Source organism: Streptomyces profundus (genome assembly GCF_020740535.1).
Lineage (GTDB): Bacteria > Actinomycetota > Actinomycetes > Streptomycetales > Streptomycetaceae > Streptomyces > Streptomyces profundus.
The window spans coordinates 4,403,665-4,425,247 of record NZ_CP082362.1; the positions used below are offsets into that span (position 1 = coordinate 4,403,665).

General features: G+C 71.3%; 22 protein-coding genes and 2 pseudogenes. 16 read left to right on the forward strand and 8 right to left on the reverse strand.

Translation table 11 applies throughout. From position 1 onward, the window contains the following. Positions 1–49: 49 nt before the first annotated feature. Complete coding sequence (hppD, locus tag K4G22_RS19465; protein WP_228081564.1) at positions 50–1,183, reverse strand: 4-hydroxyphenylpyruvate dioxygenase; 1,134 nt, start codon at positions 1,181–1,183, stop codon at positions 50–52. Positions 1,184–1,325: 142 nt separating this feature from the next. On the opposite strand from hppD, the pseudogene K4G22_RS19470 reads away from it, so the two are divergent. Beyond that, positions 1,326–1,793, forward strand: a pseudogene (locus K4G22_RS19470) (Lrp/AsnC family transcriptional regulator); the annotation flags it as partial. A 276-nt stretch (positions 1,794–2,069) separates the two neighbouring features. On the opposite strand, the pseudogene K4G22_RS19475 reads toward K4G22_RS19470, so the two are convergent. Both K4G22_RS19475 and K4G22_RS19480 read right to left on the reverse strand, forming a co-directional pair. Further along, positions 2,070–2,501 (reverse strand): annotated as a pseudogene (locus K4G22_RS19475) (SsgA family sporulation/cell division regulator); the annotation flags it as partial. Positions 2,502–3,049: 548 nt separating this feature from the next. Then, entirely contained in the window at positions 3,050–3,442 is a 393-nt protein-coding gene (locus K4G22_RS19480) for a hypothetical protein (RefSeq protein ID WP_228081565.1), read from the reverse strand. Between the two features lie 463 nt (positions 3,443–3,905). Between K4G22_RS19480 and K4G22_RS31670 the strand changes: the two genes are divergently transcribed. Together K4G22_RS31670 and K4G22_RS19490 are read left to right on the forward strand one after the other, a co-directional pair. Further along, positions 3,906–4,904: an RDD family protein gene (locus tag K4G22_RS31670; RefSeq protein WP_265590236.1), complete on the forward strand. Its 999-nt coding sequence runs from the start codon at positions 3,906–3,908 to the stop codon at positions 4,902–4,904. A gap of 56 nt (positions 4,905–4,960) precedes the next feature. Beyond that, positions 4,961–5,608, forward strand: coding sequence for an RDD family protein (locus K4G22_RS19490; RefSeq protein ID WP_228081566.1), 648 nt, complete (start codon positions 4,961–4,963; stop codon positions 5,606–5,608). A gap of 42 nt (positions 5,609–5,650) precedes the next feature. Here K4G22_RS19490 and K4G22_RS19495 read toward each other — a convergent pair whose 3' ends face one another. Further along, positions 5,651–5,947: a hypothetical protein gene (locus K4G22_RS19495; protein ID WP_228081567.1), complete on the reverse strand. Its 297-nt coding sequence runs from the start codon at positions 5,945–5,947 to the stop codon at positions 5,651–5,653. Positions 5,948–6,366: 419 nt separating this feature from the next. On the opposite strand from K4G22_RS19495, the gene K4G22_RS19500 reads away from it, so the two are divergent. Together K4G22_RS19500 and K4G22_RS19505 are read left to right on the forward strand one after the other, a co-directional pair. Continuing rightward, on the forward strand, positions 6,367–8,730 hold the full coding sequence (locus K4G22_RS19500; RefSeq protein ID WP_228081568.1) for an immune inhibitor A domain-containing protein: 2,364 nt from the start codon (positions 6,367–6,369) through the stop codon (positions 8,728–8,730). Positions 8,731–8,914: 184 nt separating this feature from the next. Further along, positions 8,915–9,235 carry an FAM71 family protein gene (locus tag K4G22_RS19505; protein WP_228081569.1) on the forward strand — a complete coding sequence of 107 codons (321 nt, stop codon included), beginning with the start codon at positions 8,915–8,917 and terminating at the stop codon, positions 9,233–9,235. Between the two features lie 12 nt (positions 9,236–9,247). Here K4G22_RS19505 and K4G22_RS19510 read toward each other — a convergent pair whose 3' ends face one another. Together K4G22_RS19510 and K4G22_RS19515 are read right to left on the reverse strand one after the other, a co-directional pair. Next, positions 9,248–9,838 carry an isochorismatase family protein gene (locus K4G22_RS19510; RefSeq protein ID WP_228084156.1) on the reverse strand — a complete coding sequence of 197 codons (591 nt, stop codon included), beginning with the start codon at positions 9,836–9,838 and terminating at the stop codon, positions 9,248–9,250. 72 nt (positions 9,839–9,910) lie between these two features. Next, on the reverse strand, positions 9,911–11,251 hold the full coding sequence (locus tag K4G22_RS19515; RefSeq protein ID WP_228084157.1) for a nicotinate phosphoribosyltransferase: 1,341 nt from the start codon (positions 11,249–11,251) through the stop codon (positions 9,911–9,913). A gap of 104 nt (positions 11,252–11,355) precedes the next feature. On the opposite strand from K4G22_RS19515, the gene clpS reads away from it, so the two are divergent. From clpS to rdgB, 11 genes are all read left to right on the forward strand, one after another. After that, entirely contained in the window at positions 11,356–11,667 is a 312-nt protein-coding gene (clpS, locus tag K4G22_RS19520; protein ID WP_228081570.1) for an ATP-dependent Clp protease adapter ClpS, read from the forward strand. After that, positions 11,667–12,272 carry a DUF2017 domain-containing protein gene (locus tag K4G22_RS19525; protein ID WP_228081571.1) on the forward strand — a complete coding sequence of 202 codons (606 nt, stop codon included), beginning with the start codon at positions 11,667–11,669 and terminating at the stop codon, positions 12,270–12,272. The genes clpS and K4G22_RS19525 overlap by 1 nt, the downstream gene beginning before the upstream one ends. A 90-nt stretch (positions 12,273–12,362) precedes the next feature. Next, positions 12,363–13,946, forward strand: a complete 1,584-nt coding sequence (locus K4G22_RS19530) for an alanine/glycine:cation symporter family protein (RefSeq protein WP_228081572.1) — start codon at positions 12,363–12,365, stop codon at positions 13,944–13,946. A gap of 76 nt (positions 13,947–14,022) precedes the next feature. Next, positions 14,023–14,490 (forward strand): M67 family metallopeptidase, encoded by a 468-nt coding sequence (locus tag K4G22_RS19535; protein WP_228081573.1) that lies wholly within the window; start codon positions 14,023–14,025, stop codon positions 14,488–14,490. A gap of 228 nt (positions 14,491–14,718) precedes the next feature. Continuing rightward, a complete protein-coding gene (locus tag K4G22_RS19540; protein WP_228081574.1) occupies positions 14,719–14,997 on the forward strand; it encodes a MoaD/ThiS family protein in 279 nt (92 codons plus the stop codon). Then, positions 14,997–15,947 (forward strand): PLP-dependent cysteine synthase family protein, encoded by a 951-nt coding sequence (locus tag K4G22_RS19545; RefSeq protein ID WP_228081575.1) that lies wholly within the window; start codon positions 14,997–14,999, stop codon positions 15,945–15,947. The genes K4G22_RS19540 and K4G22_RS19545 overlap by 1 nt, the downstream gene beginning before the upstream one ends. Before the next feature lie 65 nt (positions 15,948–16,012). Next, positions 16,013–17,212 carry a rod shape-determining protein RodA gene (gene rodA / locus K4G22_RS19550; protein WP_228081576.1) on the forward strand — a complete coding sequence of 400 codons (1,200 nt, stop codon included), beginning with the start codon at positions 16,013–16,015 and terminating at the stop codon, positions 17,210–17,212. Positions 17,213–17,348: 136 nt separating this feature from the next. Then, positions 17,349–18,104 (forward strand): MBL fold metallo-hydrolase, encoded by a 756-nt coding sequence (locus K4G22_RS19555; protein ID WP_228081577.1) that lies wholly within the window; start codon positions 17,349–17,351, stop codon positions 18,102–18,104. A 64-nt stretch (positions 18,105–18,168) separates the two neighbouring features. Next, on the forward strand, positions 18,169–18,897 hold the full coding sequence (rph, locus tag K4G22_RS19560; RefSeq protein ID WP_228081578.1) for a ribonuclease PH: 729 nt from the start codon (positions 18,169–18,171) through the stop codon (positions 18,895–18,897). Positions 18,898–18,954: 57 nt separating this feature from the next. After that, positions 18,955–19,332: a hypothetical protein gene (locus K4G22_RS19565; protein WP_228081579.1), complete on the forward strand. Its 378-nt coding sequence runs from the start codon at positions 18,955–18,957 to the stop codon at positions 19,330–19,332. Positions 19,333–19,411: 79 nt separating this feature from the next. Further along, entirely contained in the window at positions 19,412–20,029 is a 618-nt protein-coding gene (gene rdgB / locus K4G22_RS19570) for an RdgB/HAM1 family non-canonical purine NTP pyrophosphatase (protein ID WP_228081580.1), read from the forward strand. On the opposite strand, the gene K4G22_RS19575 is transcribed toward rdgB, so the two are convergent. Together K4G22_RS19575 and K4G22_RS19580 are read right to left on the reverse strand one after the other, a co-directional pair. Next, positions 20,016–20,696, reverse strand: coding sequence for a class F sortase (locus K4G22_RS19575; RefSeq protein WP_228081581.1), 681 nt, complete (start codon positions 20,694–20,696; stop codon positions 20,016–20,018). The genes rdgB and K4G22_RS19575 overlap by 14 nt on opposite strands. Then, positions 20,693–21,550, reverse strand: coding sequence for a hypothetical protein (locus K4G22_RS19580; protein ID WP_228081582.1), 858 nt, complete (start codon positions 21,548–21,550; stop codon positions 20,693–20,695). The genes K4G22_RS19575 and K4G22_RS19580 overlap by 4 nt, the downstream gene beginning before the upstream one ends. Positions 21,551–21,583: the final 33 nt, after the last annotated feature.

A 21,583-nucleotide genomic window follows, 5' to 3' on the forward strand; every position in this document is an offset into this window, starting at 1 on the left:
CCGCCCCCGCGAGTGCAGGTCGCGGGGGCGGCTGTGGGGGGTGGTGATGTTACAGATTCCCCCGTCGCGCCTGTTCACGCTCGATTGCTTCGAAGAGAGCTTTGAAGTTCCCTTTTCCAAATCCCATCGATCCGTGCCGTTCGATCAACTCGAAGAAGACCGTCGGACGATCCTGTACCGGCTTGGTGAAGATCTGTAGCAGATAGCCGTCCTCGTCCCGGTCGGCCAGCACCCGGTGCTCCCGCAGGGTGTCGATCGGCACCCGGGTCTCACCCACCCAGGACCCCAACTCGTCGTAATACGAGTCCGGAACGTCCAGGAACTCGACACCCGCCGCGCGCATCGCGCTCACCGTGCGGACGATGTCGTTGGTGGCGAGCGCGATGTGCTGCACCCCGGCGGCGCCGTAGAACTCCAGATACTCGTCGATCTGCGACTTCTTCCGGCCCGGCGCCGGCTCGTTGATCGGGAACTTGACCTTGCGTGAGCCGTCGGCGACCACCTTGGACATGAGCGCGGAGTATTCGGTGGCGATGTCGTCGCCCACGAACTCCTTCATATTGGTGAATCCCATCACCCGCTGGTAGAACTCCACCCACTCGTTCATCCGCCCGAGTTCGACGTTGCCGACGCAGTGGTCGACCGCCTGGAAGAAGCGCCGCTCGGGGGCCGCCACCAGGGCGTGCGCCGGCTGGTAGCCCGGCAGGTAGACGCCCTTGTAGTCGCGGCGCTCCACCAGGGTGTGCCGGGTCTCGCCGTAGGTGGCCACGGCGGCGAGCACGACCGTGCCGTTCTCGTCGGAGATCTCCTCGGGCTCCCGCAGCGCCCGAGCGCCCCGGGCGGTGGCGTGTGCGAAGGCGGCCCTGGCGTCCGGCACCTCGATCGCCAGATCGACGACCCCGTCCCCGTGCTCGGCGACATGTCGGGCCAGTGCGTGCCCCTCCTCGCTCTCCGCTCGGATCACCGAGGTCAGGACGAACCTGGCGCTGCCCGACTCCAGTACGTAGGAGGCGAGTTCCGGGCTGCCGTGCTCCGGGCCACGGTAGGCGACGAGGTTCATCCCGAAGGCCGTGGCGTAGTAGTGGGCCGCCTGTTTGGCGTTGCCCACGGCAAAGACGACGGCGTCCATACCCCGTACGGGGAACGGGTCGTCCGCGCTGTGTTCAGGTGTCTCCGCAGTCATGCTCGCAGGGTGCGCCTCATTGGCAGTCTGTGCAATAGTTGGCGCTTTCACTGGGCATGTTGTATGGGCTGGTCGGGGAGGTGCCGGTCAATCCGCACAGGTTGCCCAGGGCCCGGCGGGCGCTGGTACGGAAGGGGCGGGCGTGGCGATCGACACACTGGACGCACGGCTGATCGAGCTGTTGGCGCACGAGCCACGGATCGGGGTGCTGGAGGCGTCCCGCCGGCTCGGCGTGGCCAGGGGCACGGCCCAGGCGCGGCTGGAGAAGCTCAGCGCCCGGGGCGTGATCCGAGGCTTCGGCCCCGAGGTGGACCCGGCGGCCATCGGGTTCCCGGTCACCGCCTTCGTCACCCTGGAGATCACCCAGGGTGTCGGCGAGCGGGTCAGACGGCATCTGCGGCGGGTGCCGGAGGTGTTGGAGCTGCACACCATCACGGGCCAGGGCGATCTGCTCTGCCGGCTGGTGGCCCGCTCCAACGAGGATCTGCAGCGGGTGATCGACCAGGTCGTCGGGTTCGCAGGGATCGTCCGCTCGTCCACGGTGATCGCGCTCTCCAACCCGGTGCCGCTGCGGACGATACCGCTGGTGCGGCACGCCGCCGGCGGCTCAGCCGGTGGCCTCCCCGGTGTCGTCGAACCGGCCGCCGAGGTCGGTGTGTTCGGGGCGGTCGGTGAGGCCGGTGAGGTCGGTCAGGTCGGTGAGGTCCGTCAGGTCGGTGAGGCCCCCGAGGTCGGCGGGCCGGTCTCGGGGGGAGAGCCGCCCGAGGTCGGGTAGTTCGGCGAGGTCGGTCAGGTCGGACACCTGGGACAGGCCCGGCAGCTCGGAGCGGCTCGGCCGCTCCGTCGCCCGGTCGTGCCGCTCCTCCGTCTCCGACCGGCCCCGCGCGTCGGCGAGCGGGGCGGACAGCAGCGCCGACAGCGCGTCCGTGATGTCCCAGTCGCGCCCCTCGCGCCCCGGCGGCACCACGCGCATCGTCCGCTCCAGCCAGGCCGCGACCGAGTGTGCCGGGACCCGCAGCAGCGCGTCCCCGTCGGGGGAGCGCAGCGAGAGGCAGACCGCGCTGCCGAGCCCGCGGTGCTCCTCGGGCAGATCCGGCCAGACCCGCACATCACCCTGCCCTGCCGGCCGGAACACGCCCTCCACCAGCAACTCCCTGGCGAACGTCCACTGCACGGGGGCGTCCGAGCCGATATGGAACGTGATGTGCACCGCAAAGGGGTCGTCCGAGCGGTAGCTGAGCCGGGCCGGGATGAGGATGCTGCGCTCCGGGGCGAGCACCAACTCAACGTCCAACTCCCGCTCGATGATGGTCTGCATGACAAGACCCCCTTCTTTGTGGTCACTTCACCCACGCTGGTGCCGTCTGGGGGAGGAGAGTGGAGCGGCGGCCTCCTATTACGCGGGTTGCCGAACTTTTCCCGAGCACCCCGCGGGGGTTCGCGTCCACGCGGCGCGGTGGATTGTCAGTGGCGGGGATTACCTTCGTCACCATGAGTGAGCGAATCAGGGGAGAAGGCCGGACGCGCGGGGATCTCCGCCGGCGCGAGGCGGGCTCGTCGGCGGGCCCAAGAGCGCTGTCGACGCGGCGGGTTGGGCGGGCCAGGGCGTGGCCGGCGGGGCCTCCGCCGCCTCGATTCCCCGCAGTCGGCCGCAGTTCGTTAGGGTCCTCGTACAACAGACTGACTCGGGGTATCGCCGCACGCGCGGCGACGTAACATCATATCCCGCAGAGACCATGAGCAGGATGTACGGACGAGGGGATTCGGCCCGCCTATGAGCCTCCCACCCGCAGGAAACGCCAGCGGCCCGGGGCCCAACTGGTATCCCGACCCGTCCATTCCGGGCTATATCCGGTACTGGGACGGTCAGACCTGGGTTCCCGGCAGCAGCCGGCCCGAGCCACGGGAGGGCGAGCCGATGCCGACGCCTCCGGCAGCCGGGTCGGGCGGCGCCGCCCTGCCCGAGCAGCAGGGGCGCGCCGAGATCGCGCCCGGCGGCGACCAACGCGGCGGCCCCTGGCGCCCCGACGAGGACGTGAGCACCTCTCCGGTGGCGGCGCCGGGCCGGGGCGACCCTCGCGGCCAGTTCCAGCGCACGCCGTCCGAGGGCTCCGAACCGCCGGCGCTGGCCGCTTCGGCGGAGCCCAGCCCTCCGCTCGGCCTCTCCCTCCCGCCCCAACGAAGCGCCTCCGGCGCCTCGGCGGGTGCCTCCGGCGGTTCCGCCACCCCGCCGGCGGGTGCCTCCGGCGGTTCGACCACCCCGCCGGCGGGTGCGGACGCGCCGGCCCCCGCGGGCGGTCCTCCCGGCCTCGGCCTCCCCGGTCAGTCGGGTGCCCCGGGTGGGGGTAACGCGCAGGCCGCTGCGGCTGGTTCGTCCGGTGCCCCGGCGGGTGCCGCTCCTGCGGGCGGTCCTCCTGGCCTCGGTCTGCCCGGCCAGCCGGGTGGGGCCGTTCCGGCGGCCGGTGCTCCCGGTCAGTCGGGTGCCCCGGGTGGGGGTAACGCGCAGGCCGCCGCGGCTGGTTCGTCCGGTGCCCCGGCGGGTGCCGCTCCTGCGGGGGGTCCTCCCGGTCTTGGCCTGCCCGGCCAGCCCGGTGCCCCGGGTGGGGCCACTCCGGCCTCGGGCGCCCCCGGTTTCCCGGGTCAGCCCGGTGCCCCCGGTGCCCCCGGTGGTCAACAGCCGCCGGCCGGTGCGGGGTTCCCCGGTCAGCAGGCTCCCGCCGGTGTGGGGTCGCCCGGTCAGCCCGGTGGGCAGCAGGCGCCTCCGGGCGCCGGCTTTCCCGGGCAGGCCGGGCAGCAGCCCGGCTACGGCTTTCCCCAGCCCGGTCAGCCGGGGCAGCAGCCCGGGTACGGGTTTCCGCCGGCCTCCGGCGCGGGTGCGCCAGGTCAGCCGCCCGCAGGGCCAGGCTTCCCGCCCGGCGGGAACGGCCAGCCGGGCCAGTCCGGCTACGGCTTCCCGCAGCCCGGTGGCCAGCCCGGTCAGCCCGGTCAGCCAGGTCAGGGCCAGCCGGGCTCCGGCTACGGCTTTCCCCAGCAGGGCCCTCCCGCCGGCCAGCCCGGCGGCTACGGCTACCCGCCGCCCGCCCAGGGCGCCCCTCAGGGCGGCTACGGCTATCCGCCGCAGCAGCCGAGCTCGCAGTCGTCGTATCTCCAGTCCCACGAGGGCGCCCCGCTCACCATGATGGGCAAGCTCGCCGAGCCGGAGCAGAAGTATCCGGCCCCTTCGGGGCGCCGGCTGACGGCCCGGCTGCTGGATCTGATCCTGCCGCTCGGCGGTGCGATCGCGCTGGCGGTGCCGCTGCTCGGGGATGCCAGGGACCACATCAGCGACCGGATCGACGCCATCGAGCATGCCGGCGTCAACGAGCAGATCTGGTTGATCGACGGCACCACCGGCGGCTATCTCGGCATGGTGCTCGGGGTGTTCTTCGGCGTGGGGCTGCTCTTCGAGGTGCTGCCCGTCGCGCTCTGGGGCACCACCCTGGGCAAGGCGATCTGCGGGATTCAGGTGCTGGACATGCGGAGTCAGGAGGCGCCGTCGTTCGGCAGCGCGCTCTGGCGCTGGCTGGTCTACAACCTCCTCGTCGTGGTGTTGGCCGGCATCGTCAACATGATTCTGGCCGTGCGGGACCGGCCCTGGCGTCAGGGCTGGCACGACAAGGCGGCGAAGACGTTCGTGGCCACCAAGAAGAAGCCGGCTGACCCGGTCGGACCAGCCCGGTAGCCCATCCGCCGGCCGTCCGGATGCGGTCGTGCCGGGGGCGGGGTGGACTCGCTGCCATGAGCACCGAGCAGCCGCGCCCAGGCCCCGGCGACGAGCCGGCACGCGATCGGCCCATCGAGCCCACCCTTCGCGACGAGTCCGGGTTGCCTCCCGCACCGCCCCCGCCGGCGGCCGGCGGGGGCGCGCCCGGCGCCGGCGTCCCCACGGGGGCTGACCGCTACGGCGGCAACCCCTACGGCGATGCCCAGGGGGCCGCCGACCCGCTGGCGGGCATGCCGCCCCTGGCCGCGCTCTGGCGGCGGTTGGTGGCCAGGATCATCGACATCGTGATCGTCGCGGTTCCGGTGACGCTCATTCTCTGGCCGTTCGCCGGCGGCTACGACAACGACGGGGACGGCTCCTACGGGCGGCAGGCCGTGGTCCTGCTGGTCTACTTCGTCTACGAGGCGCTGATGCTCAGCGCACGCGGCCAGACCCTGGGCAAGATGGCCATGAGGATTCGGGTGGCGATGCTGGCCGACGGGGCGGTGCCGCACGGCAGCCCCGCCTGGCTCCGGGCCGGCGTCTACTCGCTGCCCCAGCTGCTGCCCTACGTCGGCTTCATCTTCTGGCTCGTCAACGTGCTGTTCTGCACCTGGGACCGCCCCTACCGCCAGTGTCTGCACGACAAGGCGGCCAGGACCCTGGTGGTCTCCACCGCGTGAGCGCGCGCGGCCCCGCCCGTTCGACGGGGCCGGGGCCGTCGTTCAGACCCGCGCCCCTGAGCGCTCGGCGACGGGCGCGAGGCCCTGCCGGGGAGCGGCGACCGGCGCCGGGACAGAAGCCGGTGCCGAAGCGGGGACGGGCGCCGGCGCGGCCGAACGGGAGCTGCCGGAACGGGCGTTGACGAGCAGCGCCACTCCGGTGCCGGCGGCCAGCGCGCCGCCGGCGATCGCCAGGGCGACGGGCAGGGAGTCGGCGGGGACCAGAAGCAGCGTCAGGAACGTGAGGGTGATGACGGTGACCGAACCGTAGGCGATCTGCACGGGGGTCGGGTGCGGCATGGCGGTATCCGTCCTCGGATGGAGAGCTGTAGCCGTCGGGAAGGCGAGGGGGTGACCTTCCCATCGAACGACTCTACGAGCCTCGATGCCCGGCCGGCGAGCCGGGTAAGCGTGGTGGTTCGGTGGGGTGGGAGCACGGGGGGCGCATCGGTTCATCCGCCCGGGCGCCACGGATGGATCGCCGAGGAACCGTCCAGGAACCGCCGAGGGAACGCTGCGGGACCGCCGAGGGAACAGCATGGGATCGCCCGCCGGATCGCCGCCGGATCGCCGTCACTTCGCTTAACGGAGAGCTGACAGGCGCCTGCAAAACGTTAGTTGGCCCCTGAGTTTGAATCAAGGTCTGTCTTTTTCTGTCTTACTCATGTCAAATGCGTCCCGATAGATCACTGCGTGCGCAGGGGAGGACTGGCGAACAGGTGAAGCTAGGAAAGAGATCCACAAGATCCACGACCGCCGTCGTGGCCACGGCCATCGCCGCGCTGGGTGCGGCGGCTCTGGTGCCGGTCGGTACCGCGCAGGCCAGCACGCCGGCGGACGACATCGACATCCCGGTTGAGGACCAACGCTTCGGCGCCACACCGGAGTTGGAGAACCCGCTGGCGGAGAAGCAGGAGGCGCAGCGGCAGCAGGCCTTCCAGGCCCTGATCGCCGGTGACTCCAGCGCCCAGACCCTGGCGGGCTCCGAGGTGGTCGAGCTGTCGGACGGCGAGTTCGTCGAGGTGGCCACCACCGGCACCGACAAGATCTTCACCGTGCTGGTGGAGTTCGGCGACGAGGTCCACCCGGTCTACGGCGGCGACCCGGGCCCCCGGGTCAACGAGATCGCCGAGCCGGACCGGGAGCACGACAACACCACCATCTGGCAGGAGGACTTCGGCCGGGAGTACTACGAGGACATCTACTACTCGGAGGACCCGGACGTCCCGTCCGTCAAGCAGTACTTCGAGGGGCAGTCCTCCGGCCGTTACACCGTCGACGGCATGGTCACCGACTGGGTCCGGGTGGACTACAACGAGGCCAGGTACGGCACCAGCATCTGCGGCAGCAACGTCTGCCAGGAGGTGTGGGACGTCGTCGCCCACGGGGTGAACGCCTGGTACGAGGACCAGGTCGCGGCCGGGGTGCCCGAGGAGGAGATCCTCGCGACGCTCGCCGAGTACGACGTCCAGGACCGTTACGACTACGACGGCGACGGCGACTTCAACGAGCCCGACGGCTATCTGGACCACTTCCAGATCGTGCACGCCGGCGAGGACGCCTCGGCCGGTGGCGGCGCGCAGGGCGACGACGCCATCTGGGCGCACCGCTGGTACGCGTACGCGGACCAGATCGGGCTCACCGGGCCCGACGACAACCCGGCCGGCGGCACCCAGATCGGCGACACCGGCATCTGGGTCGGCGACTACACCATCCAGCCGGAGAACGGCGGAGTCGGCGTCTTCGCCCACGAGTTCGCCCATGACCTCGGGCTGCCCGACCTCTATGACACGGCCGGCGGCGAGAACGGCACCGCGTTCTGGTCCGCCATGTCCTCGGGCTCCTGGCTGAGCCTCGGGGAGGGCGCGATCGGCACCCTGCCCAACGAGATGGGTTCCTGGGAGAAGCTGCAACTCGGCTGGCTGGACTACGAGGTGGCGCAGGCCGCGACGCGGTCCACGCACCGGATCGGCGCGGCGGGGAACCAGTTCCCCGAGGCGCGGGGCGGTCGGAGCGAGACCCAGGCCGTGATCGTCGAGCTGCCGTCGAAGACCGTCACCCACGAGATCACCGAGCCCGCCGAGGGCGAGGCGCAGTGGTGGAGCGGCTCGGGCGACGACCTGAGCAACACCCTCACCCGCACCGTCGACCTGGCCGGTGCCGAGACCGCCTCGCTGGACCTCACCGGTTGGTACAGCATCGAGGAGGGCTACGACAACCTCTATGTCGAGGCGTCGACCAACGGCACCTCCTGGACGCCGATCGACGGCACCGCCGACGGTGAGCCGCTGCCCAGGGACAGCGCCGACCGCCCGGTGATCACCGGCGTCTCGGACGGCCATGTGGCCCTGTCCTTCCCGCTGGACGCCTACGCCGGCGACAGCGTCGACATCCGCTTCCGCTACCAGACGGACGGCGCGCTGACCGAGATCGGCTTCACCGCCGACGAGATCACGATCAGCGTGGACGGCGAGGTCGCCTTCAGCGACAACGCCGAGGACGGCGAGGGTGACTGGGAGGTCGACGGCTTCTCGGTGGTCGGCGCCTCGATCACCGACGACTACCCGCAGTACTACATCCTGGAGAACCGGCAGTACGTCAACTACGACGCGACGCTGGAGAACGGGCCCTACAACTTCGGGTGGATCACCGACCGGCCGGACTGGGTGGAGCACTACTCCTATGAGAACGGCATGCTGGTGTGGCTGTGGGACACCTCGCAGACCAACAACAACACCAGCCAGCACCCGGGCGAGGGCCTGGTCCTGCCGGTGGACGCGCATCCGGCTTCGGAGAACTGGGCCGACGGCTCGCTCATCCGCAACCGGATCCAGTCCAGGGACGCCACCTTCGGTCGTTCCGCGACCGAGGAGTTGACGCTCCATCTGGACGGCACGCCCACCACGCTGCCGGGCCAGCCAGGTCAGCGGACCTTCGACGACCGTCGAGGCGAGTACTGGGACGAGGCCAACCCGGGCAACAGCGTGATCGTTCCCGACACCAACACCAAGATCACGGTGCTCGCGGAGCCGCGCAACGGCTCCAACCCGATCACCGTCCGGGTGGGGCCCAGCGGTCGTTGAGCGCCCATACGGAGCGTGTCCACGCGTTGGCTTTCCGTCGATATCTGACGACTGCTGATGTGATCGACTAGAAAACCGCAGGTCAGAGTGCGTATCGGCCGCCGCCCCTCGACGGGCGGCGGCCGATGGCGTAAGGATGTGGGGGGTCCATCCTCGAAGGAGAACGAACCGGGAAAGGTGTCTGATGGCCGACGGAGGTTTTGTGCGACTGCCCGATGGCAGCGTCGTCGTCGCGCTGAGCGTGCCCAGGCCCGACGCGTCGGGTCAGCCGGTGCGCGTGCTGGTCCACGCCGTGAATCGCCCCAGGGCGCTGACGCGGCTGCGGAACCTCGGCCTGCGCGCCGTCTACCTGCGGGGCAACGCGGCGCCGCCGACCCCGGACGAGATATCAGCCGTGCTGCACCATCCGGAGGGCGTGGTGTGGCGCTCCGCTCCCTGCGATGTCACGGAGCGCTGGCACCCGATGACGCACCTCTTCCGGCGGCCCAGCAGTATCGCCTCCTGAGCCGGGGCCGGCTCAGGAGCGCACCAGCGGGGCGCCCGTCAGCTCCACGCCCGCCTCGCTGAGCTCGGCCAGCGCCTGGTCCACGGTGGGCTGGGCGACGCCGGCCGTCAGGCTCAGCAGCACCCGGGTGGTGAAGCCGGCCCTGGCGGCGTCCAGCGCGGTGGCCCGCACGCAGTGGTCGGTGGCGATACCGACCACGTCCACCTCGGTGATCTCCCGCGCGCGCAGCCAGTCCGCCAGGCCGGTGCCCGACTCGTCGTGCCCCTCGAAGCCGCTGTAGGCGGCCTCGTAGGCGCCCTTGTCGAAGCAGGCCTCCACCGCGCCCGAGGCGACCGCAGGGGCGAAGTTCGGATGGAAGCCCACCCCCTCGGTGCCGGCGACGCAGTGCCGTGGCCAGGTGTTCTGGTAGTCGGGCCGCTCGGCGAAGTGGTCGCCCGGATCGACGTGCCGGTCCCTGGTGGCCACCACATGCCGGTAGCCGGCCGTGGCGGCGCCGATCAGGTCGGTGATCGCGGCGGCGACATCGGCGCCGCCGCCGACGGCGAGGCTGCCACCCTCACAGAAGTCGTTCTGTACGTCGACGACGATCAGCGCGCGGTGCATCGAGACCACCTGTCCATCCCCGTGAGGTTGCCCTTCGATCTGGTCGGCCCGAGCCTACTGGGCGGCGCGGGTTCACGCCGTCGGCGTGCGGTAGTGCGTCGGGAGCACGGGCTCGCCCCTGGAGAGCTGGGTGGCCGAGAGCGGCAGCCGGGCGCGGGCGCGGATATGCCGCTCCCTGGCCGCCTCCAGCGGCTCGGCGCCCACCGGCTCCCCGTCGCGCATCAGCTCGACGCCGACCCGGCTCTCCGCCAGCTCGGGCGGGATCTCGCCGGTTCCGATGATCTCGGCCTCGGCCGCGCCGTGCGCGTCCGTCGGCCGGGCGGCCCATTTGACGCCGGCCACCGAGAGCTTGCCGCCCAGCGACTTCTTGGCCACCGGGCGCATGGGCGCGTCGGGGCCCTCGCCGTCGGCCCTGGCGACCAGCTTGTAGACCATCGAGCAGGTCGGGTGCCCGCTGCCGGTGACCAGCTGGGTGCCGACGCCGTAGGAGTCGACGGGGGCGGCGGCCAGGGAGGCGATGGCGTACTCGTCCAGGTCGCTGGTGACCACGATCCGCGCCTTGGTGGCGCCGAGGCGGTCCAGCTGGCGGCGGACCTGGTGGGCGATCATCAGCAGATCCCCCGAGTCGATCCGCACCGCGCCGAGCTCAGGCCCGGCCACTTCGACGGCGGTGGAGACGGCCTCGGCCACGTCGTAGGTGTCCACCAGCAGGGTGGTGCCGACGCCGAGCGAGTCGACCTGGGCGACGAAGGCGTCGCGCTCGCTGTCGTGGAGCAGGGTGAACGCGTGCGCGCTGGTGCCCACGGTCGGGATGCCGTAGCGGAAGCCGGCGGCCAGGTTGGAGGTGGTGGAGAAGCCGCCGACATAGGCGGCCCTGGCGGCGGCGACGGCGGCCAGCTCGTGGGTGCGCCGGGCGCCCATCTCCATCAGCGGCCGGTCGGCGGCGGCCACCGCCATCCGGGAGGCGGCGGCGGCCACCGCGGAGTCGTGGTTGAGGATCGAGAGGATCACGGTCTCCAGCAGCACGCACTCGGCGAAGCTGCCCTCCACCTGGAGGATCGGAGAGCCGGGGAAGTACACCTCGCCCTCGGGGTAGCCGCGCACGGATCCGCTGAAGCGGAAGTCGGCGAGCCAGTCCAGGGTGCGGCGGTCCACCACGCTCTGGCGGTCGAGGAAGTCGAGCAGCTCGGGCTCGAAGCGGAAGTTGGTGACCGCGTCGAGCACCCGGCCGGTGCCGGCCACCACTCCGTAGCGGCGGCCCTCGGGCAGCCGGCGGGTGAAGACCTCGAACACCGAGCGCCGATGCGCGGTGCCGGCGCGCAACGCCGCCTGAAGCATGGTCAGTTCGTACTGGTCGGTGAAGAGCGCGGTGGAGGGCACCGTCACCGGCCGTCCCTGGTGCCTTCGGTCCATGACGTCCATGGGGCAAGCGTACCCCGGATCTCGTCAAACTGACGATATCTGCGGGTCGGGCGCTGCGCAGGGCGTTTGGGTCCCGGGGCGGGGGTGGTGGCAGCATGGGGGGCGTGACTGCCATGCCCGTGGAGATCGAACGCACCGAGGAGCACGCGGCGCCCGACGAGGCGCCGACGCCGGACGTCCCATGGGTCACCGTGGTGCACAACGACCCGGTGAACACGATGACTTATGTGACCTACGTCTTCCAGGCGTATTTCGGCTATGCGAAGGACAAGGCCAAGAAACTCATGCTCGACGTCCACCACAAGGGCCGCGCCGTGGTATCCCAGGGCACCCGCGAGGAAATGGAGCGGGATGTGCAGGCGATGCACGGATACGGCCTCTGGGCCACGCTCCAGCGGGACCGTTGATGGCCGGCTACTTCGAGCCGGTGAGCGGCGACGAGCGGGGCGCGGCCATCGCGTTGGACGAGGTCGAATGGTCCATTCTGCGGAGCGTGTCGGTGCAGGTTCTCGAACTGATCGGCCCTGGTCCCGAAGCGGAGGAGGGGGCCGACCCACTGGCCGCGCTTTTCGCCGAGGGGCCCAGCGAACCACCGACGGATCCCGCGTTGGCGCGGCTTTTCCCGGACGCCTACCAGGATCCGGGGAATCCCCCCGACGCCGAGGGGCAACGGCTCTCCGCCGAGTTCCGCCGCTTCACCGAGAGCGATCTGCGCACCCAGAAGAGGGAACGTCTGCTGGAGGTCGTGCGCACCCTGGACACGGCCCGCTCCACCGCCCCCACCGGCGCTGACGGGCTGCTGCTGACGCTGCGCCGGGAGCAGTCGGAGCGCTGGGTCGGCGCGCTCAACGACATCAGGCTGGTCATCGGCGCCCGGTTGGAGATCGAGGACGACTCGACCGTCGAAAAGCTTTTCGAGCTGCCGGACGACGATCCCCGCAAACCCATGGTGTTGGCCTTCCTCTGGCTCGGTGGACTGTTGGAGTCGTTGGTGGAGACTCTTCTGCCATAACGCGGATTCCCGGATAACCTGACGGTGCTTTGATGTTCTCACCTCCCGCACGGTTACCGTGCCGTTTCCCGCACCGTCAGGGGTCTGCCAATGGCGAGCGAACACTCCTGGACCGATGAGATCGATCAGACGGTCAACAGCCTTTTCGAACCCGTCAGTAATGCGTTGACCCAGGTGGTCTTCTACGAAGTCGGCCTCTTCGGTGCCGACTTCCCGCTGATCGTCGCCTGGCTGGCGGTGGCGGGGCTGGTATTCACCGTGGTTTTCGGATGCGTGCAGGTCCGGTATCTGCCACTCGCGCTCCGTATTGTCAGGGGCCGTTACGAACAGCCGGACGCACCCGGCGAGGTGAGTCACTTCCAGGCGCTGACCTCCGCCGTGTCGGGGACGGTCGGCCTGGGCAACATCGCGGGCGTGGCCATCGCGGTCTCGATCGGCGGCCCGGGTGCCACCGTCTGGATGATGGTCTGCGGCTTCCTCGGGATGGCCAGCAAGTTCGTCGAGTGCACCCTGGGCGTCCGCTACCGCGACATCGACGAGCACGGGCGGGTGTCAGGTGGCCCCATGCAGTACCTCCGCAAGGGCCTGGCGGAGCGCGGGCTGCCCCGGCTCGGCGGCGTGCTCGCGCTGCTGGCCGCGGTGATGATCCTGTTCTTCGCGTTCTTCGGCGGCAATCTCTTCCAGGTCAACCAGAGCCTGGAGCAGCTGGTCGCGGTCACCGAGGACCACACCTCGTTCTTCGCCGGCTCGGCCGGCTCCCTGCTCTTCGGGGTGGTGGTGGCGCTGCTCGCCGGGCTGGTGCTGGTTGGCGGCATCCGGGCGATCGGCCGGGTCACCAGCCGACTGGTCCCGGCCATGTCGATCCTCTATGTCGCCGCCTGTCTGGTGGTGATCGGCTGCAACATCACCCAGGTGCCGGACGCCGTGGCCACCATCTGCCGGGAGGCGGTCAGCCCCGCCGGCGTCACCGGTGGCCTGGTGGGCGCGCTGATCGTCGGCTTCCAGCGGGCCGCGTTCTCCAACGAGGCCGGCGTCGGTTCGGCGCCGATCGCGCACTCGGCGGTCAAGACCAAGCGCCCGGCCACCGAGGGCCTCGTCGCGCTGATCGAGCCCTTCCTCGACACCGTGGTGATCTGCACCATGACGGCGCTGACCATCGTGGTCGCCGGCGGGCCGCTCTACGAGGCGGCCAGGGAGCGGGCCGTCTCGGGCGCGGAGGTCGAGGGCAACGCGGTGGGCATCTCCATCACCTCGGACGCCTTCGAGACCGCGCTGCCCGGCTTCCCCGTGGTGCTGACCCTGGCCGTCTTCCTCTTCGCCTTCGCCACGATCATCACCTGGGGCTACTACGGCCTGAAGGCCTGGACCTACCTCTTCGGCCCGGGGCGCGTCGCCGACGGCAGCTACAAGCTGCTGTTCTGCCTGCTGGCCGTGGGCGGCGCGCTGCTCTCGCTCGGCACCCTGGTCGACCTGGCGGACGCCTTCCTCTTCCTGGCCGCCGTCTGCAACATCATCGGCCTCTATCTGCTGACCCCGGTGGTCCGCCGCGAGCTGCGCCGGGTGCTCGTCTATGTGCGGCGCAGGGACGCGGGCGAGAGCGACGCGGCGATCGAGGCGGACGAGCGGGCCGAGGACGAGACCGGCCCGGCCGGCGGGATCACCCTGGCGAAGTAGACCGGTTCACCCGGTGAACGCCGCCGGCCGCCTCCCGCCTCCCGCTCGGCTCTGACGGCGTCCTATGGTTGGCCGCATGCTGACCATCACGGCGGAACTGCGCGACCAGATCGTGGCCCACGCCCGGGCCGACCACCCGGACGAGGCCTGCGGGGTCGTGGCGGGACCGGCCGGCGGCGGTCGTCCCGAGCGCTTCGTCCCGATGCTCAACGCCGCCCGCTCGCCCACGTTCTACGAGTTCGACTCGGGTGATCTCCTCAGGCTCTACCGGGAGATGGACGACCGGGACGAGGAGCCGGTGGTCATCTACCACTCGCACACCGCGACCGAGGCGTACCCCTCGCGCACCGACGTCACCTACGCCAACGAGCCGGGCGCGCACTATGTGCTGGTCTCCACGGCGGAGAGCGGCAACGACGAAGGGCCGTTCTCCTTCCGCTCGTTCCGCATCGTGGACGGTGAGATCACCGAGGAGGAGGTGCGGGTCGTGGACCGCTACCCCGACCACGACGGGGCGGACGAGGCCGACCCGACCGCTGGTTGAACGCCCTCGTTCGCATGCTGAACGCTCTCGATCGCCCCATCGGGAATCGATACGATGACGCCATGGTTCTCCCGGATGTGAGCGATATCCGACCGCACGCGCCGGGCGAGGCATGTCCGTGTTTCGAGCCGTGTCGTCTCGGTGCGTGTCCCGCGGTGCGCTGACCGGCTGGTCGATCGCCCACCGCACGGACAGACCCCAAGCCCGTCTCTTGTTCTGGAGTCCTTCATGGCCATCGAGGTCCGCATCCCGACCATTCTCCGCACCTACACCGACGGTCAGAAGGCCGTCTCGGGCAGCGGGAAGACCATCGACGAGCTCTTCGCCGACCTCGACGCCAACCACCCGGGGATCAGGGAGCGCCTGGTCGACGGGGCCGGGCTGCGCCGCTTCGTCAACGTCTATCTGAACGACGAGGACGTGCGTTTCCTGGACGGCATCTCCACCGCCCTGGCCGACGGCGACAGCGTCACCATCCTCCCGGCGGTGGCCGGGGGCATGCGCTGATGCGTTTCGACAGCGCGCTGGCCTCGGTCGGGAACACGCCGCTGGTGCGGCTGCCCCGGCTGTCCCCCGACGATTCGGTGCGGATCTGGGCCAAGCTGGAGGACCGCAATCCGACCGGTTCTGTCAAGGACCGGCCGGCGCTTCACATGATCGAGCAGGCCGAGAAGGACGGCCGGCTCGTCCCCGGGAACACCATCCTGGAGCCGACCTCGGGCAACACCGGGATCTCGCTGGCCATGGCCGCCCGGCTCAAGGGCTACCGGATCGTCTGCGTGATGCCGGAGAACACCTCGGCCGAGCGCCGTCAGCTGCTGTCGATGTGGGGCGCCGAGATCGTCTCCTCGCCGGCCGCCGGCGGCTCCAACACGGCCGTCCGGGTGGCCAAGGAGATGGCGGCCGAGCACCCCGACTGGGTGATGCTCTACCAGTACGGCAACCCGGACAACGCGGGCGCGCACTACGCCACCACCGGGCCCGAGATCCTCGCCGACCTGCCGTCGATCACCCACTTCGTGGCCGGCCTCGGTACCACGGGCACCCTGATGGGGGTGGGCCGCTATCTGCGCGAGCAGCGCCCCGACGTCCAGATCGTCGCCGCCGAGCCGCGCTACGACGATCTGGTCTACGGGCTGCGCAACCTGGACGAGGGCTTCGTTCCCGAGCTGTACGACGACTCCGTGCTGACCAGCCGTTTCTCCGTCGGCTCCGAGGACGCGGTGCGCCGGGTGCGGGAGCTGCTGCACCAGGAGGGCATCTTCGCCGGGGTCTCCACGGGGGCCGTGCTGCACGCGGCGCTGGGCGTCGGAGCGAAGGCTCTGCGCGCCGGGCGGTCCGCGGACATCGCGTTCGTGGTCGCCGACGGCGGCTGGAAGTACCTCTCCACCGGGATCTACAACGCGGCCAGCACCGAGGAGGCGGTGGCCGGGCTGCACGGCCAGCTCTGGGCCTGATCCGGCGACGCCGCCGACTCCCGTGTTGACGCTCCGGAGTGGGGTGGCCACGTAAGGTCATTTGTGTGACCGTACGCAGCTACCGCACTTCCGTTCCGCCGGCCGGTGAGCAGAGTGTCTGGCGCATCCTCACCGCGCGGGGCTCGCTCGCCAGGCGGCTGGACTGGCCGCTGTTGCTGTCCGCCCTGGTCCTGACCACGCTCGGCATCCTGCTGGTCTACTCGGCCACCAGGAACCGCACCGATCTGAACAACGGCGAGCCCGAGTTCTTCCTGATGCGCCAGTTGCTCAACGTGAGCATCGGCCTCGGGCTCGCCGCGCTGATCGTCTGGTACGGCTATGTCCGGCTGCGGGCCGCCGTGCCGCTGCTCTACCTGCTGTGCGTGGTCCTCTCCCTGCTGGTGCTCACCCCGCTGGGCTCCACGGTCAACGGCTCCCGGAGCTGGCTCCAGCTGGGCGCCGGGTTCGCCTTCCAGCCGTCCGAGCTGGCCAAGATCGGCGTGATCCTCGCCATGGCGCTGCTGCTGGCCGCGCCGGGGGACAACGAGCGCAGGCACGGGCCCGATCACCGCACCGTGCTCCAGGCGCTGCTGGTGGCCTCGGTGCCGGCGGCGCTGGTGATGCTCACCCCGGACGTGGGGCAGACGATGGTGCTCGCCGTGATCGCGCTCGGCGTGCTGCTGGCCTCGGGGACCGGCCGGTCCTGGATCATCGGCCTGGTCACGCTGGCCGTGGTCGGCGCGCTGTCCGTCTGGCAGCTGGGTCTGCTGGACGAGTACCAGATCAACCGGTTCGCGGCCTTCGCCAACCCGGCGCTCGACCCCTCGGGTGTGGGATACAACACCAACCAGGCGCGGATCGCGATCGGCTCGGGCGGGCTGACCGGCCAGGGCCTCTTCCACGGCAGCCAGACGCTCGGTCAGTTCGTGCCGGAGCAGCACACCGACTTCATCTTCACCGTCGCCGGTGAGGAACTCGGCTTTCTGGGCGCGGGGCTGATCATCGTGCTGCTGGGGGTGGTGCTCTGGCGCGGCTGTCGTATCGCCAGGGACGCGCCCGATCCCTACGGCACGATCGTGGCCGTGGGGGTGGTGGCGTGGACGGCCTTCCAGACGTTCCAGAACATGGGGATGGCGTTGGGGATCATGCCGGTAACCGGACTGCCGCTTCCGTTTCTGTCCTATGGCGGCTCATCCATGTTCGCCATTTGGATCGGAGTTGGGTTGTTGCTCGCCATTCGTATTCGAACTCTCACCAGAATGTGATCGAAAGCTCCCAGCTGGCCTTTTGCGGCCGGCCATCGGGCTGGTGATTCCGCCCACACCCGGGCCCGGGCCAGGCACGGCCGGCCTGATCGCGACTTAGAGTCGTTCGAACCCCACCGTGGAGGTTCCCCCCTATATGAAGCTCACCGTCGTCGGCTGTTCGGGCTCGTTTCCGTCCGCGGAATCGGCCTGTTCCAGCTATCTCATCGAGGCCGAGGGCTACCGGCTCCTCCTTGACCTGGGCAATGGCGCCCTCGGCGAGCTACAGAAGTACTGCGGGCTCTATGACGTCGACGCCATCGTGCTCAGCCACCTCCACCCGGACCACTGCATCGACATGTGCGGCTACTTCGTCGCCCGCTACTACCGGCACGAGGGCGGCCGTCCGAAGCCGGTTCCCGTCTACGGCCCGAGCGGGACGGAGCGGCGGCTGATCACCGCCTACGACGACACCCCGGACGAGTCCTCGATGCGGGAGGTCTTCGACTTCCACACCCTCACGTCCGGCACCACGCTGACCCTGGGGCCGCTGACCGTCCGCTCGGCGCGGGTGGCCCACCCCGTGGAGACCTACGGCTTCCGGATCGAACACGACGGCAGGTCGCTCTGCTACTCGGGCGACACGGGCAGCTGCGGCGCGCTCACCGAACTCGCCGCCGACGTCGATCTGTTCCTCTGCGAGGCGTCCTTCATCCACGGCAAGGAGGACGCCCCCGGGGTGCACCTCAACGGGTTGCAGGCCGGCGAGTGCGCCCAGCGGGCCGGCGCCCAGCGGCTGTTGCTCACCCATATCCCGCCGTGGACCGACGCCCAGGTGAACCTGCGGGACGCCAAGTCCGCCTTCGACGGGCCGGTGGAACTCGCCCGCCCCGGCGCGGTCCACGAGATCTGAGGCCGCCGCGCCCCGGGGTCACCGGGCGAACAGCCCTGGCAGCGGGGCGACTAGGCTCGTCGCCATGTCTCGCATCGACGGCCGGACGGCCAATCAGCTCCGCCCCGTGAAGATCGAACGCGGCTGGAGCAAGCACGCCGAGGGTTCCGTACTGGTCTCCTTCGGCGACACCAGGGTGCTCTGCACCGCCAGCGTCACCGAGGGGGTGCCCCGCTGGCGGCGGGGCAGCGGGGAGGGCTGGGTCACCGCCGAGTACGCGATGCTCCCGCGCGCCACCAACACCCGGGGGGACAGGGAGTCGGTGCGCGGCAGGATCGGCGGCAGGACCCATGAGATCTCCCGGCTGATCGGCCGTTCGCTGCGCGCCGTCGTCGACTTCAAGGCACTGGGCGAGAACACCGTGGTGCTGGACTGCGACGTGCTCCAGGCCGACGGCGGCACCAGGACCGCCGCGATCACCGGCAGCTATGTGGCCCTGGCCGACGCCGTCGGCTGGGCCCGGCGCAAGAAGCTGGTGAAGGGCAGGTCCGAGCCGCTGACCGGCGAGGTCTCCGCCGTCAGCGTCGGCATCGTCGACGGGGTGCCGCTGCTGGACCTCGCCTACGAGGAGGACGTCCGCGCCGAGACGGACATGAACGTGGTCCGCACCGGCGACGGCGGCTTCGTCGAGGTGCAGGGCACCGCCGAGGGCGCCCCGTTCCGGCGCGACGAGCTGGACGCGCTGCTGGACCTGGCCGTCGTCGGCTGCGACCAGCTGGCCCAGGCCCAGCGCGCCGCGCTCGACGCGGCCTAGAGCTGGGTAGAGCGTCAGGGTCGGCGGACGAGCCGCCGGCGGGAGGGGAGAGGGTTGATGAAGAGCATACGGATGGGGCTGACCGGCACGCTGCTGGCGGGCGCGGCCGGCCTGGGGACGCTGGGCTGCGATGTCCAACGCGCCCTGGACTGCGCCCAGCTGGCCCTTGAGGTCACCAGCAGCGTGGACGCGCTGGCACGCGCGGTGGACGCCGAGGACCCGGCCGGTTTCTCGGACGCGGCGGACACCGCGCAGAACGACCTGGACGAGCTGCGGGACGGCTTCTCCGACACCGATGTCAGCGCCGCCGCCGATTCGGTGGCCGAGGCGATCGAGAACATCGCCCAGCAGCCGGCCGGCGGCAGCCCGCCGGACCTGTCGCCGCTCAACAACGCGGTGGACGAGCTGACTTCGGCCTGCGCGTCCAACGACTGACACCCGGTCCAGGGCTGTCGGCCGGTCGGCCGGCGGCCCGGCTCCGGCGCGCCGGCGGCGATGGTCGATAATCACCGCCATGCAGCGTCTCGTTCTCGCCACCCGCAACGCCCACAAGATCACCGAACTGCGCGCCATCCTGACCCGGGCCGGTCTCGCGCTGGAACTGCTCGGCGCCGACGCCTTCCCCGAGGTGCCGGACGTCAAGGAGACCGGCGTCACCTTTGCCGAGAACGCGCTGCTCAAGGCGCACGCGCTCGCCCAGGCCAGCGGACTGCCCGCCGTCGCCGACGACTCGGGGCTCTGTGTGGACGTGCTGGGCGGCGCGCCCGGCATCTTCTCCGCCCGCTGGGCCGGCCGGCACGGCGACGACCAGGCCAACCTCGACCTGCTGTTGGCGCAGCTCGCCGACGTTCCCGAGGAGCACCGCGCCGCCCACTTCGCCTGTGCCGCCGCGCTGGCCCTCCCCGACGGCACCGAGCGCGTCACCGAGGGCCGCCTCCACGGCACCCTGCGGTTCGCCCCCAGCGGCGCCGGCGGCTTCGGCTACGACCCGATCCTCCAGCCGGTCGACGAGGCCCGCACCGTCGCCGAGTTGAGCGCCGACGAGAAGAACGCCGTCAGCCACCGGGGTCTCGCGTTCCGCGCGCTGGCCCCTCTCGTCGGCGAGCTGTTGGAGGACGTCAGCCGTCGGTGAACGTGTCGGCGTCCGTCAGATAGGCCGATACCACCACATTGGCCGAATAGCTGCCGCGCTCCCGGTCGTAGGTGCCCCCGCAGGTGATCAGCCGCAGCTCCGCCGCGCCGGGAGTGCTCGGCCCGTAGACCCGTTCCGGGTCGAAGCCGGCGCGCTCCACCAGCGTGACATCCGACACGGTGAAGACGGCCGCCGTGCCGTCGGCCCGCTCGACCCGCACCTCGTCACCGGCGCCGACCTTCTCCAGCGCGTGGAAGACCGCGGGCTCCGTCTCGGTGTCCACATGGCCGACCAGCACGGCGGCCCCGACGGCGCCGGGCGTCGCGCCGCCGGCCCACCAGCCGACCGCGTCGGCGGAGTCGAACGGCGGCGGCTCCACCCCGCCGCCCTCGTCAAGCCCCCGCGGCAGCACCTCGGCGGCGACGCCGATGGAGTCGATGCTGACGGTGCGCGGCGGCGCGTCCCCCGGCAGCGGGTCGCCGGCGGACGGCAGCCCCGACCGCTCGACGCTCCGCACCCGTTCCTCCCGGTCGTGGAAGGCCAGCCAGGGCAGTCCCGCGCCGCCCGTCAACTCCCGCCCCCAGAACCAGAAGGCACCGAGCACCAGGGTCCAGACGAGCAGCGGGGTCAGGAGCCCAGGACCCGCGCCGCGCCAGGCGCGGCTCATCCGGAGGCTCGGACGCGGGAGCGCAGCCGCCGCACGGCGAGGGCGATCGCCGCGCCGCCGCCGGCAAGCACGGCGAGACCCGCCGGGTTGAACGCGCCGGCGGTCAGCGGCTCGGCGCCCGCCGTCCCACCGCCGCCCGCGCGCACCGGGCCGGTCGGCCCGCCCGGGTGGTGGCCGCCGCCCTCGCGTTCACAGCGCTCGTGCTCGGGCTTCTCGGGCCGCTCCGGCCTCTCATGGCCCGGCTTCTCGTGCCCCGGCTTCTCCGGCTTCTCGTGCCCCGGCCGTTTCGGGGGCTCGGGCGGGTGCGGCGCGCGGCCCTCGCGGCGGCACGGGTCGCCGTGGCCCTCGCCGTGGTCGCCGAAGGTCCCGGCGGACTCGGGGACGGCGGGGTCGGCTGGCTCGGCTGGGTCGGCGGTGCTCGCCGGGCGGGCGAGCAACGGCGCGCCGCCACCGCCGCCGACGTTGTCGGCCCAGGTGGTCGGCTCGCCGCCGCCGACGGTCACCAGGCCCATCAGCTCCCCGTCCGGGTGGCCACAGGTGACCTGCACGGGATGGTCCCCCGGCGGGGTGGTCGAGCTGATCAGCGTCTCGCCGTAGAGCCCGCCGCCGGTGCCGGTGGGCGACAGGCGCACCTCGGCGGCGAAGGCGACGGACACGGCGGTGCCCGAGTCGCCGGCGCAGTCCGGCACCCGGAGACGGACCTCCTCGCCCGGCAGGGGGGCCACCGGGGTGACGAGGACCGCGCCGCCGTCTGTCGGCCGTCCGTCAGCGGCGCCGGCCGGTGTGACGCCGAAGGTGGCGGCCAGGGCCGCCGCCGCGCAGAGGGTGAGCGGGAGAGAGCGGGTGATGCCCATGTCGAACCTCCGGGGTGGCTACCCGTCGAAGGT